Raw genomic sequence first — 12,202 nt, forward strand, 5'->3', positions numbered from 1 at the left:
TCGCCGATGATGCCGGCGACCAGCGCGACCTTGGAGCCCTTCGGCACCAGCTTCAGCATCTCTTCGCCGGCCAGCGCGCCGGCGGCGACATTGTCGGTGCCGATATAGGTCGAGACGGCAAAGCCGGCGGCCTTGGCCTGTTCGGGGTCTATGGTCGAGTCGATGTTGACGATCGGCTTCTTCTTCTGGGCGACCGGCACCAGCGCCTGGACGAGATTGGAGACGCTGATCGGGTTGACCAGGTAGCAATCGAAATCCTGCATGGCCATGGCGGTCAGGCGGTCGGCCTGGCCGGTGGCGTCACCCATATTGGCGGCGGCCTGGACGCTGACATTCACGCCGTTTGCCTTGGCCTGTTCCTCGATGCCCTTCTGCATGGTCTGGAAGAACGGATTGTCGAGGCCTTTGACGATGGCCGCGACTTTCGCCGTATCCTCGGCATGGGCGGGCGCTGCGACGATGGCTGCAAGCATGCCTGCGCCAAGCAGGTTCGTGCCAAGCTTCAGGCAATTGAACATACGCATGGTTTTTCCTCCTCCTGATTGTTTTATGGGCTGCATCAATGTCGCTGTCCGGTGACTGCAATGTTAGACGGCGCGCAAGCGACCCCGGCGCCTGGCGCGATGGTCCCGCCAACAGATTGCTGCCCGCTTTGGAATGTGCGGACTGCAGCCGAGGTTTGGGCACTTTTCGATGTCAGGCATTGCTCCTCCCAGAGCGCCGGCCGATGCCAATCCGGCGTTTGCGCATGTTTTATAAAAAATTGACACGCGTCAAGATTTAAAAGTGGTGCGTACCGATTTTGACGATGCACCCTGGGGGCATGACTGTCCTACCGGCATGCGCTACAACCAAGGCGCGAAAAAATGTGCCGGCCTAGGGAACCACTTGGGGATAGCGGCGTTAGTCGCTACTTTTGCGCAAGAGGAGGTTTCGGGTGGGGCGTTTCGAGAACCTGGAAGAACCAACGGGTACATTTCCGATTTTCGACGCAATCACGGAATTGCCGGCAAGGGTCGAAGGGGGCGTATGCACCGGGCTTTATCGGCAGGAAGTGCCGCAGGAGCTGCTTGCAGCGGTTGAAACGGTCCAACCCGGCCATTTTTCGCTGCTGCCTTCATTGGCGGCTTTGAACGACTGCCAGGTCGATAAAGACGATCTGCTGGCGTGAGCAAAGCCGCCCGCGATCGCATCAAAAAACATACCGTATGGGAAAATCACGCACGTTGTCGAAAGCGGCGGTGAGGCATGGAAAGCAAGGAGAGGTTGCAGTGCGTCGGGAGGTGAAGCATGTCTGATCAGGACGAGCTGATCCGGGCTGCCATCGGACGGCTGCTCGCCGAGAAGACAGGCGCCGCCGTCATATCGATGAGAGAGAGCATTACCGAGCTTCTGGCGCTGACCGGTGCCGCGCTGGACGACAGACTGCAGGACCTGCTGCTGGAAATGGCCGAAGTCCGTGGCATGATGGTTGCTCTCGACTTCTGAGCAATATCGGCTGAGGTCGATGCGCATCAGTCCGCTACGCCCGCAACGCCTTCACCGGCAGTTCAACACCTACTGCGCCGGCTTCAATGCTGAACCAAGCACCCGGGGTTAAAGATCGAGCGAAACCGCGCCCTGAGGGTGGCTGCAGCATGCCAGGACATAGCCGGCCGACTTCTCTTCAGGGGCCAGCCCGCCGAGATCCTCCATGGCGACTTCGCCGGACAGCTTGGCGATGCGGCATGTGCCGCAAACTCCCTGCTGGCAGGCGGTTGGGACGTAGACGCCACATTGGCGCGCCGCCTCCAGCAGCGTCTCTCCGGGCAAGCAGTTATGCACGATCCCGGAGCGGACGAAACGGACCGAAGATGGTATTGTCGGGGCCGGTTCCAACTGGGGGCTGCTGCCGCCGCCGAAGCTCTCCTGGTGGTACCGTGACGGAGCCACGCCAATCGCATCCAGGCAGGCACGTGCGGCTTCCATGTACGCTTCAGGGCCACAGGCAAAGATAGTGCGGTTGTGGAGATCGGGAACGAGGGTCAGCAGCATCTGACTGTCTATTCTGCCAGTCGGCCCCCTCCAGGTGGGATCTTCCTGGCTACAAACGCACGTTACTTTTACGTTGGGAAAGCGAGAGGCAAGTGCGTCCAATTCCCGTCGAAAGACTATATCACCAGGCGTTCTGGCACTATGAACGAATGAGATATCCTGGTCGGCCGCGCGGTCGGTAAGCGCACGCAGCATGGACATCACCGGCGTTATCCCGCTGCCGCCCGAAAGGAAGAGCGGCTTTTCATAGGGTAGGTCATCGAGATTGAATGAGCCGAGCGGCCCTTCGATCTCGATCTCGTCGCCCGCCCCCAAATTGTCGTGGAGCCAATTCGAAACCAGGCCGCCCGGTGTTCGCTTCACCGTGATCTGCAGGTCGAGCGGTCGCGTCGGTGGTGACGAAACAGAGTAGGAGCGCGTCACCGCGGCACCCTCGATCTTGAGGTGCACGAGTACATACTGGCCCGCGCTGAAGCAGAACATCCGATCCGTCGGGGATGTGAAAACGAAAGTTTTCACGTCGGGCGTTTCCTCGATTACACGACGGCAGAGTACAAGCTGCGATGTGGTTTGTGCCCATTGCCGATGATGCCTCATCGGCAGGAGGTCGGGGGCCCCCAAGGAAACGTGTGCGTTCATCATTCATCTCGGTTCGAAGTCGAACCCAAGATGCCAGTTCCAGGCCCCCCGCAACAGAAGCATCCCTCCCGAGTTATGATCGATTATTTCGATTACATATCCAGTGACATCACGGCAACGTGAAGGGCGCGGATTCCCTTGCGGATGATCGGTTCGTGTTTGCGGCGCGCCAGGATGGCCGTATGGACCGGCTGATGCAGCGTCGGAGCGCCTTCGACGATGAACGATGGGCGTTCGAGGGCGAACCTGCGCGCATCGTCACTTCTCATATAGCAGGTGCCGCCCGTGCGCCGTAGCATCATCTCCGCCAAGGTTTCCGATCCCATGGAAAGGCGACAGATCGCCAACTCGCCGAGCAATTCGGCATGGGCCTTCTCCAGCAGGACCGTATAGCCCGGACGAATGTAGGTTTCGGGATCGACCTCGGAGAGGGTTCTGGCCACCGTGGAAACCATCACATATTCCTCAACCATCAAATGCTCATAGGAGATTTCGGGTAGGTATCGCGGGGCATAAAGCACTGCGATATCGAGATTTCCCATGCTCAGGTCGCTGACCATCTGGTTTGAATAATCCGACTCGACATGGATCGACGATTTGGGAAGAGCCTGACACAGCGTCTCCACCCAACCCGGCAAAACCGAGCGGGTCATCCCGACCTGCGCGGCGACGCGCAAGGTGCCTTCGAAACGATTGAACGCCCGGACATCGTGGCGAGCCTGCGACCATGTGGACAGCAAGGATCTTGCATAAGCTTCGAACCGGCGCCCTGCGGCGGTCGGCTCCGCCCCGGCGCGTCCGCGCTGAAACAGTTCGGACCCGATTGCGCTCTCGAGGTTCTTGATGCGGGTGCTGATCGTCGACTGGGTCAATCCTAGCCGATCCGCGGTGCGATTGAAGTTTCTCGATTCGATAATGTCGAGAAAGGTCTCGATGTGATCAAGTTGCATGAAATCTCCAATCGAAAAACTCGATCATATTCCACGTATCATAAGCTTGATCAAACAATACTCAAGGCGGAAGCTGCAGCAGATCAACGGCCGGCAGCGCCGCCGGGACGAGATACGGATACGGAGCGGAAGAAGTGTTCATAGTCGACTGCGACTGTCATAATTACTGGTCAAGCGCCACCGTGTTGGAGCCCTATCTCTCCGGCTTGTGGAAAGACATGTTCATCGAGGGCGAGAAAACAGGTCCCGTTGGCGCCTTTCCGCATGGCCATCGGCCCTGGTTCCACCCGCAGGACTTCTCCCGCAAGGACATCCGTCCGAAAACGGAAGCCGACAACTATCTCATCATGAAAGAGAAGCACCTCGACAAATACAAAGTCGACGTGGCGATCCTGACCGGCGATGAGCCTATCGAGGCGTCGACCCTGGCTAACCCTTACTATGCCAGCGCTCTGGTCAGCGCGTACAACGATTATCAGATCGATCAGTGGTTGCCGAAAGACGATCGTTTCATGGGCTCGATCATCATCGCGCCACAGGATCCGAAGCTCGCTGCCGCCGAGATACGCCGTCTTGGCAGTCATCCGCGCATGGTCCAGGTTCTCGCCTCCCAGGGGTCCGTCAAGCCGTATGGCGACCCGTTTTACCATCCGATCTACGAAGCCTGCGCGGAAGTGGGGTTGCCATTCGCCATTCATCTGGGCGGGCATGGCGGCGTGAATTCAACTGCCATTGCTCCTGCCCCGACGACATTCTTCTGGGAAACGCATGCCATCCTGCACATGTCGGCGATGTCGCACGTGGCAAGCATGATCGCCCATGGCGTCTTCGAGAAATGGCCGGACCTCTACTTCGTGATCATCGAGTGCGGCGTCGCCTGGGTTCCGTCGGTCCTTTGGCGCCTGGACGCCGACTACAAAGCGCTGCGCAAGGAGACGCCATGGCTGAAGATGCTGCCGTCTGAATATTGCCGGCGCAACATCCGCTTTTCCACGCAGCCGCTGGAGCAGCCTGCAAACATCCAACATCTCTGGTCCACGCTCGAAGCGATGGACGGAGAAAACACGCTGATGTTTGCATCGGACTATCCGCACTGGGATTACGACGATGCCAACACGCTGCAAATCCCTCCTGCCTGGAAGAGCAAGATCATGGGACTGAACGCGCTGGAAGTCTACAAACGCATTCCCCGCGCGCAAGCCGCGAATGCCGCCTGAGGAAGCATACGATGCCCGAGAAGACATATATCTGCCGCGTCGACGAGATCGAAACAGGGTCTCCGTTCATCGCCAAGATCCGCAGCCTTTCGGTCGGGATTTTCCGCATCGGAGATTCATTCCACGCGCTGCTGAATGTCTGTCCGCACCGCGGCGCTCCGCTTTGCGAGGGGCCGCAATGCGGCACAACCGCGCCCGTTGAACAGGCGCAATTCATCTATCATCGCGAAAACGAGATCGTTCGATGCGCCTGGCACGGTTGGGAGTTCGACATCAAGTCAGGCGCGGCCTTGGTCGATCCGTCCGTTCGCGCGCGCACATTTCCAGTCACCGTCGAAGCCGGTGGCATCTACGTGACGGCCTGATTGGCGCAAGCCGATTGGGATTGGAAAAATTCGAAGGAAAGGTGGCGGGAGCCGATAAGCAGATTTGTTCGCCGGTGCTTGACGAGAAATAACGCGGGGAATTCCGCAATGGGAGAGTCAAATGTCAGAATCTGAATACAAGCTTGGTATCGCGCAAAGCCTGATCGGAGGCGGCAAGGTTTCCCGCCGCGACTTCATTCATCTTGGGCTGGCCGCGGGCCTGACCGTTGCCGCCGCCGACCGGCTGTTCGTGAGCACGGCGCGGGCCGAACCAATGCAGGGCGGCTTCGCCAAGCTCGGCATGGCTCATGGCGCGACGACGGATTCGATCGATCCGGCCGGCTACCCCGACACGTTCACACAAACCGCATTTTCGGGCTCGCTGTCCAACAGCCTCACTGAGGTCGACGCCAAAGGCAATGTCCAACCGGACCTCGCCGAGAGCTTTGAAACTTCAGATGGAGCCAAAACCTGGGCCTTCAAGCTGCGCAAAGGCGCAACCTTTCACAACGGCAAGACCGTGACGGCGGATGACGTCGTGACCTCCTTGCAATATCACATGGGCAAGGACACCAAATCGGCGGCGAAATCGCTGTTGGACTCCGTCGCCGACATCAAGGCGGATGGCCCGGAAACGGTGGTTTTCACGCTCAAGAGCGGCAACGCCGATTTCCCTTACATTATGAGTGACTACCATCTGGTCATCATGCCGGCCAAGGATGGCAAGGCGGATTGGGCTTCAGGCGTTCGCACCGGTGCTTTCGTCGTCGAGAATTTCCAGCCCGGCGTTTCGGCCAAGCTCAAGCGCAATCCAAACTACTTCAAGAACGGCAAGCCCTATCTCGATGAGGTGGAGTTCATCGCCATCACGGATCTTGCCGCTCGCATGGCGGCGCTGTCCACGGGGGAGGTGGACTATATCGGCCGCGCCGACCTGAAGACCCTCGGCATGTTGAAACGCAATCCCAGGGTGGAGATCGTCGAAGTCACTGGTTATGGGCACTATACCTTGCCGATGAATGTCACGATGGCGCCATTTGATAATCCGGACGTGCGAATGGCATTGAAATGGGCGATCAATCGCCAAGAAATCGTCGACAAGATCTTTCTTGGCCACGCCACTGTGGCCAACGACAACCCGATCGCGCCGGCCATCAAATTCGCCAAGGATCCGCAACCGCAACACAGCTTCGATCCGGAAAAAGCCAAGCACTACCTGAAAAAGGCCGGAATGGAGAACCTGAAGGTGGACATCTCGGTCGCCGATGCCGCTTTTGCCGGCGCCGTGGACGCGGCTTCGCTCATTCGCGAAACGGCAGCCCAATGCGGCATCGACGTCAATGTCGTGCGTGAGGCCGAGGACGCTTATTGGGACAATGTCTGGCTGAAGAAACCTTGGTGCGCTTCCTATTGGAGCGGTCGGGCGACGGCCGACTGGATGTTCACGCAAGCCTTCGCCGCCGACTCCAGTTGGAATGAGTCCTTCTGGAAAAATCCCCATTTCAACGAACTACTTGTCCAGGCGCGCGCCGAGACGGACGAGGCCAAGCGAGCGGCGATGTATGCCGAGATGCAGCAGTTAACCCACGATGACGGCGGCAGCATCGTGCTGGTCTTCAACAATTTCGTCAGCGCCCAATCCAAAAAGCTCGCACACGGTGATGTGGCGCCCAACTGGGAGAACGATGGACTGAAAATGGCCGAACGCTGGTGGATCGCCACGGCATGAGATGGCGGGCCGGAGCCGCGATGGTTTTGAGGCTCCGGTCAGCTGGCTCCGAGTGCAGGGCTGCCGCCCAAAGGGAAACGCCACGCACATGAACCCCGTCGCAAGAACGGTCCTGCAGCGCCTTGGCCTCGGCCTGGTCACTTTGTTCATCGTGTCCATCATTATCTTCTCTGCGATCGCAATGCTTCCAGGCGACTTCGCCAAGGCCACGCTCGGGCAATCGGCGACGCCCGAAACGGTCGCCGCGTTCCAGCGGGAAATCGGCATCGATCGCCCGCCTGTCGAGCGCTACTTCGTTTGGGTCGCCCAGATGCTCCATGGCGATTTCGGCTCTTCGTTTGCGAGCCGCACCGGATATCGGCGTACCGTGGCCGAGATCATCGCACCACGCCTCTACAACACGATGTTCCTTGCAGCGGTGACTGCGCTGATAGCTGTTCCTCTGGCCTTGGGGCTTGGCATTCTGGCTGCGCTGTACCGCAACGGCTGGTTCGACCGGCTGGTGAATGTCGCGACACTGACAACCATTTCATTCCCGGAATTTTTCGTCGCCTATATGCTCGCCTACCTGGTGATCTCGCGCGACACGTTCATCGGATCCGATTTCGCTCAAACGCTGCCTCATTGGCTCACTGTCTTGCTGAACTGGATGCTCAATGCGGTTCCCAAATTTCCGACATTGTCGAATGTGAACGATCAGACGCCATTTTGGGAGCATCTCTGGAAAGTCGCCCTGCCGGCAATCACGCTTACGCTCGTAATCGTGGCCCACATGATGCGCATGACCCGAGCGGCCATCATCAACATGCTGGCAAGCCCCTACATCGATATGGCGCGCCTCAAGGGAATGTCCCCGATGGTGATCGTGCTGAGGCATGCCCTGCCCAATGCCTGGGCTCCGATCGTCACTGTGGTGGCGTTCAACCTGGCGTATCTCATCGTCGGAGTGGTCGTGGTCGAGGTCGTTTTCGTCTACCCCGGCATCGGCCAGCTGATGGTTGACGCGGTGAAATCCAGGGATGTTCCGGTTGTCCAGGCCTGCGCCCTGATTTTCGCCGCGACTTACATCCTTCTCAACCTGCTAGCCGACATTATTTCCATCGCCACCAATCCCAGGCTCTTGCACCCACGATGACCAGATCCGAATCTGTCGCGGCGGTTCAAAGGCTGAGACGCTCGCGTGCCACCCGGGCGAAAACTGCGCTGAAGAAGGCACCGTTCAGCGCATGGTTCGGCATCGTCGTGATCCTCGGCTACGTCTTTGTTGCGGTCTTCGCGCACTGGATAGCCCCATATGGCGAGACGCAGGTTTTCAGCGAAGCCTTCGCGCCGTGGAGCCAGGAGTTCAAATTGGGAACCGATCAGCTCGGCCGCGACATGCTCACCCGCTTGATCTACGGTGCGCGCAACACCATCGCTATCGCGGTCGCGACCACGTTGCTGTCCTTCGCGGTCGGCGTCTCGCTCGGCCTTCTTGCCGCATTGTACAGGGGGTGGCTCGACCAGATCTTGTCGCGTGCAGTGGACGTGCTGATGTCAATCCCGAGTCTGATCTTCGCGCTGGTGCTGCTGACGATCTTCGGCTCGTCGATCACGAGCCTGATTGTCATCATTGCGCTTCTGGATTCCACCCGGGTCTTTCGGCTTTCTCGCGCCGTCGGGCTTAACGTGGCGGTGATGGAATATGTCGAGGTGGCACGATTGCGCGGCGAGGGACCGAAATGGATCATCGCCAAGGAAATCCTTCCCAATGTCATGCCGCCACTGGTCGCCGAGTTCGGCTTGCGATTCTGCTTCGTGTTCCTGACAGTCGCGGCGCTGTCGTTTCTCGGCGTCGGTATTCAGCCGCCGACGGCCGATTGGGGATCAATGGTGCGCGAGAACGCGACCCTGATCACCTATGGCGATGTCACCCCGCTACTTCCGGCCGGCGCGATTGCTCTCCTTACCGTGTCCGTGAATTTCGTGGTGGACTGGTTCCTGCAAGCAACAAGCGGGTTGCGGGATGAAAAGTAGCGGCCCAGGCCCACGCGAAAAAGGAAAGGATCTGCTTCAAATCCGCAATCTGCATGTGGAGGGGTTCTCGGATGAGCGGTGGCATCCCATTGTCCACGGGGTCGATCTGACGCTGAAGCGGGGCCAGGTTCTTGGGCTGATCGGAGAGTCAGGCGCCGGCAAGTCCACCATTGGCCTTGCCGCAATGGGTTATGCCAAGCCGGGCTGCCGGATCACGCAAGGCTCGGTCCTGTTCGACGGGATTGATCTTCTGGCAGTCAATGAAAAAGGGCGCCGTCGCCTCAGGGGCTCCCGCATTGCCTATGTCGCGCAAAGCGCGGCTGCCTCTTTCAATCCGGCACATCGGCTCTTGGAACAAACCGTCGAAACCGCGGTGGCGCATGGAATTGCCGGCCGGGAAGAGGCGAACCGGAGCGCCGTCGATCTTTATCGACGCCTTCAACTCCCAGAACCGGAGACCATAGGCTTTCGTTATCCTCATCAGGTCTCCGGCGGGCAGTTGCAACGGGCAATGACAGCGATGGCAATGGCCTGTCGTCCGGACCTCATAATATTCGACGAGCCAACAACGGCGCTCGACGTGACCACGCAGGTTGAAGTTCTAGCTTCCATTCGCAACATCGTGGAGGAATTCAGCACCGCTGCAATCTATGTGACGCATGACCTGGCGGTGGTGGCGCAAATGGCGGATCGTATCATGGTTCTGCGCCACGGACGTACCGTGGAGGAGGCAGACACACGCCAGATGCTGGCCTCGCCCAGCCAGGAATATACAAAAACGCTCTGGGCCGTACGCAAGCTCGCCAAGCCCGAAGTTCCAGCCGATGACTATCTGCTGACGATAGACAACGTTACCGCGGCCTATGCAGGAAAGGTCAAGGTGCTCCAGGATGTCTCCATCAAGGTTCCGCGCGGAAGAACCGTGGCTGTGGTCGGCGAATCCGGTTCGGGGAAATCGACGCTCGCTCGAGTCGTCACCGGCCTTTTGCCGCCAATTTCAGGTTCGATTTCTTTTGCCGGCCAGCTTCTTTCCACGAGCCTGAAGACGCGGCCGAAAGAGGTCCTGCGCCGCATACAGATGATCTATCAGATGCCCGACAACGCCCTTAATCCGCGCCAAACGGTCGAAGAAGTCATCGCTCGGCCGCTCGAATTCTACCTCGGCCTTAAGGGCGCGCGGAGGGATCGCCGGATCGGCGAACTTATGCACATGGTCGAGATGAGCGAGGATTTTCTGGAACGCCTGCCTGGCGAGCTGTCGGGTGGCCAAAAACAGCGCGTCTGCATTGCCCGGGCGTTGGCTGCCGATCCGGAGCTTATCATCTGCGACGAGATCACGTCCGCGCTCGACCAGATCGTCCAAGAGGAAATTCTCAAGCTTCTCATACGTCTCCAACGTGAACTCGGAATGAGCTACATCTTCATTACCCATGACATTGCTACCGTGCGCGCGATAGCCGACGAAATCGTCGTGATGCACCGCGGCAAAGTCGTCGAGCAGGGATTGAAGAGCGAAGTTCTCACGCCACCGCACGCGGCCTATACCGAACGGCTTTTGTCCTCTGTTCCGGAAATGAATCCGGACTGGCTGACAAGGCTGCTGGCCAGCCGGAAGATCTGACGGATCGGCTATCCGCGCCCGGCATGTTCCTCACTGTCAGCTTCCTGGAGCGCTAACGCTGCTCGATCAGCGTCTTCGCCGCATCTTTCCCCACCGAGAGGATGCGATCGGACAATTCCGTTCCGCCCACGGCGCGGGCCATTTGCAGCGTGCCGAGGAGCGTTGCGAAGACAGCCAGCGCCACGCCCTCCGGATCCTTGGCCTGCGGTAGCGCTTGCGCCAACTGGCGCACCAAAGCCAGCAGGTGGTCTGTATAGGCTTCACGCGTCTCAGGCGGCTGACGGGCGAGCTCCGGCAGCAGCGCGGCTGACGCGCAGCCCTTTCCGGGATTGTCCCGGTGCTCGGCCGACAGATACGTGCCGATGGCCATCTCCACGCCCGAAGCCAATGCTTCTGCCAGTTGCTGCGCCTGAAGCTCCATCGCCGCCGCCACGCTTTCGCGGACAAGCTGCGCCTTGGATTGAAAGTGCGGATAGAAGGCGCCGTTCGTCAGCCCGGCGTCGCTCATGATGGTCGCCAGTCCGGACGCGGCGATGCCGTCGCCGCGAAAGCGTTCTGCCGCGACCTCCAGGATCCGTCCGCGCGAGGCGTCCTTCCGGCCCTTTTCGTAGCGCATGGCTGCTATTCCTTTCTGCTATTGCATTATGAGTGTAATCTGATATTACGACTGTAATTCAACGGGCGCAAAAAGCTAGCCCTCATGATTTTGGAGCACGAAATGAATGCGAATTCCGAAAAAACCGCTGTTGTGACGGGAGCCTCTTCGGGCATTGGCCGCGCCAGTGCCGAGGCTCTGGCAAAGGCGGGGTTCACAGTCTTCGGAACCAGCCGGCGCAAGGCCGACAACGGCCCGGACGGGGTGACCATGCTGGTTTGCGACGTGACCGACGGTGAGGCCGTTGCCGCACTCGTTTCGACGGTGCTGTCGCAGACCGGCCGGATCGACCTCTTGGTCAACAATGCCGGCGTCGGCCAGCTTGGAGGCGCCGAGGAATTCTCGATTGCACAGGTGCAGGCCTTGTTCGACGTCAATCTGTTCGGCGTCATCCGCATGACCAATGCGGTGCTGCCGTCGATGCGGAGGCGTGGCGAGGGGCGCATCGTCAATATCGGCTCTGTGCTGGGACTGGTGCCGGCGCCGTATTCAGCGCATTATTCGGCGGTCAAGCACGCGCTCGAGGGCTATTCGGAATCGCTCGACCACGAGGTTCGTGCCTTCAATATCCGCGTCTCGGTCATCGAGCCGGCATTCGTTCGCACTGTCTTCGACCAGAACGGGATCCAACCGGATTCGCCGTTGCAGGAATACGATCAGGCTCGGGCTACGCTGGAAGCGCTGCTTCGCGATGTGATGCCCGTAGCCGATCGGCCCGAAGTGGTGGCGCAGGTGGTCGTCAAAGCAGCGACCGATGCCCGTCCGCAACGGCGCTACACCGCCGGCAGGGCAGCGCGCCAGGTCAGCCTGCTGCGCCGCTTTGCTCCCGCGGGGATATTCGACAAGAGCCTGCGCAAACAGTTCCGCCTGCCGGTTTGACCAAAAGCGAGCAGAGGATTTTACGCACATGCGACTGGCAACGACAACACGATTGGCCAGCCCCCGCAAGGCGGAGGTGCCAAGCATGACACATGGG

At 59.4% G+C, this 12,202-nt stretch carries 13 protein-coding genes; 9 read left to right on the plus strand and 4 right to left on the minus strand.

Features of this window, described 5'->3' with window-relative positions:
* The coding region (locus EN750_RS04240) for a substrate-binding domain-containing protein (RefSeq protein WP_145967404.1) at positions 1-524 on the minus strand (524 nt) is incomplete at its 3' end.
* Between the two features lie 413 nt (positions 525-937).
* Here EN750_RS04240 and EN750_RS04245 point away from each other — a divergent pair.
* Positions 938-1,171, plus strand: coding sequence for a hypothetical protein (locus tag EN750_RS04245; RefSeq protein WP_127395712.1), 234 nt, complete (start codon positions 938-940; stop codon positions 1,169-1,171).
* Between the two features lie 119 nt (positions 1,172-1,290).
* Entirely contained in the window at positions 1,291-1,488 is a 198-nt protein-coding gene (locus EN750_RS04250) for a hypothetical protein (RefSeq protein WP_127270219.1), read from the plus strand.
* A gap of 108 nt (positions 1,489-1,596) precedes the next feature.
* On the opposite strand, the gene EN750_RS04255 is transcribed toward EN750_RS04250, so the two are convergent.
* Together EN750_RS04255 and EN750_RS04260 are read right to left on the minus strand one after the other, a co-directional pair.
* Positions 1,597-2,553 (minus strand): hybrid-cluster NAD(P)-dependent oxidoreductase, encoded by a 957-nt coding sequence (locus EN750_RS04255; RefSeq protein ID WP_210212725.1) that lies wholly within the window; start codon positions 2,551-2,553, stop codon positions 1,597-1,599.
* A gap of 212 nt (positions 2,554-2,765) precedes the next feature.
* Positions 2,766-3,623 (minus strand): LysR family transcriptional regulator, encoded by an 858-nt coding sequence (locus EN750_RS04260; RefSeq protein ID WP_023809366.1) that lies wholly within the window; start codon positions 3,621-3,623, stop codon positions 2,766-2,768.
* Positions 3,624-3,757: 134 nt separating this feature from the next.
* Here EN750_RS04260 and EN750_RS04265 point away from each other — a divergent pair, with 134 nt between their 5' ends.
* The 6 genes from EN750_RS04265 (at position 3,758) to EN750_RS04290 (ending at position 10,571) form a co-directional block, all read left to right on the plus strand.
* The gene (locus EN750_RS04265; RefSeq protein WP_023809365.1) at positions 3,758-4,840 is read left to right on the plus strand and encodes an amidohydrolase family protein; all 1,083 of its coding nucleotides are present in this window, start codon (positions 3,758-3,760) and stop codon (positions 4,838-4,840) included.
* A gap of 11 nt (positions 4,841-4,851) precedes the next feature.
* On the plus strand, positions 4,852-5,205 hold the full coding sequence (locus EN750_RS04270; protein WP_023809364.1) for a Rieske (2Fe-2S) protein: 354 nt from the start codon (positions 4,852-4,854) through the stop codon (positions 5,203-5,205).
* Between the two features lie 121 nt (positions 5,206-5,326).
* Positions 5,327-6,934, plus strand: a complete 1,608-nt coding sequence (locus EN750_RS04275; protein WP_127395713.1) for an ABC transporter substrate-binding protein — start codon at positions 5,327-5,329, stop codon at positions 6,932-6,934.
* A gap of 88 nt (positions 6,935-7,022) precedes the next feature.
* Entirely contained in the window at positions 7,023-8,069 is a 1,047-nt protein-coding gene (locus tag EN750_RS04280; RefSeq protein ID WP_127395714.1) for an ABC transporter permease, read from the plus strand.
* Positions 8,066-8,950, plus strand: a complete 885-nt coding sequence (locus EN750_RS04285) for an ABC transporter permease (RefSeq protein WP_127268722.1) — start codon at positions 8,066-8,068, stop codon at positions 8,948-8,950. The genes EN750_RS04280 and EN750_RS04285 overlap by 4 nt, the downstream gene beginning before the upstream one ends.
* Positions 8,940-10,571: an ABC transporter ATP-binding protein gene (locus EN750_RS04290; RefSeq protein ID WP_127395715.1), complete on the plus strand. Its 1,632-nt coding sequence runs from the start codon at positions 8,940-8,942 to the stop codon at positions 10,569-10,571. The genes EN750_RS04285 and EN750_RS04290 overlap by 11 nt, the downstream gene beginning before the upstream one ends.
* A 52-nt stretch (positions 10,572-10,623) precedes the next feature.
* Here EN750_RS04290 and EN750_RS04295 read toward each other — a convergent pair whose 3' ends face one another.
* Positions 10,624-11,187 (minus strand): TetR/AcrR family transcriptional regulator, encoded by a 564-nt coding sequence (locus tag EN750_RS04295; protein ID WP_127268724.1) that lies wholly within the window; start codon positions 11,185-11,187, stop codon positions 10,624-10,626.
* Between the two features lie 102 nt (positions 11,188-11,289).
* On the opposite strand from EN750_RS04295, the gene EN750_RS04300 reads away from it, so the two are divergent.
* Positions 11,290-12,105: an oxidoreductase gene (locus tag EN750_RS04300; protein WP_127395716.1), complete on the plus strand. Its 816-nt coding sequence runs from the start codon at positions 11,290-11,292 to the stop codon at positions 12,103-12,105.
* The last annotated feature ends 97 nt before the right edge of the window (positions 12,106-12,202 follow it).

The organism is Mesorhizobium sp. M7A.F.Ca.ET.027.03.2.1, assembly GCF_003999175.1.
Classification (GTDB): Bacteria; Pseudomonadota; Alphaproteobacteria; order Rhizobiales; family Rhizobiaceae; genus Mesorhizobium.